Annotated in this window: 1 pseudogene; it reads right to left on the minus strand. The window is 34.2% G+C overall.

The window, feature by feature from the left end:
- Positions 1-499: pseudogene (locus DXA05_RS26255) on the minus strand (hypothetical protein); the annotation flags it as partial.
- Positions 500-559: the final 60 nt, after the last annotated feature.

Consider the following 559-nt stretch of genomic DNA (forward strand, 5'->3'; position numbering starts at 1 on the left):
TCTGCTTAATAGCTTCACCTTTAGCATTTTTATCATTACCAGTTACATAATCACCTTTCCATGAACTACCAGTAGTTAAATTGCCAAAGTTGTACTTACCTTGTGCAGATTTACCCCAACTAGATTCTAATGCGTCTTGTGCTAATAACATTCTAATTGCATTATCATTAGTAATACCTGCCTTCTTATAGGCATTAATAAGTTCTGTAGACCATTGCTTTCTGTTAGTATATGGACTCTTCCAAGTTGAGTTGGCAGTTTTAGTAACAGGTTTATCGGTAACAGGTTTACTAGCTACTGGTTTATTAATTACTGGCTCTGCTGTAGGATTATTAGCTACTACATCAGGTTCATTAGTATCTCTTACTGGTACTACTAAAGCCTCTGGTTTATCGTAAGTTGTATTATAATTATACTCACTAAATGGATTAATAGGATTAGTAATATCAGTGTAATCTATTGTAGGATTACTTACTGGATTATAACTTACGAACTTCATTCCTTGTTGAGCTTTCTTGATTCGCTTCTTATAGGTTGGGCGACTTGATTTGATGAACTT

It is taken from the genome of Bacteroides sp. AM54-2NS, assembly GCF_003602935.1.
Taxonomy (GTDB): Bacteria; Bacteroidota; Bacteroidia; order Bacteroidales; family Bacteroidaceae; genus Bacteroides; species Bacteroides xylanisolvens.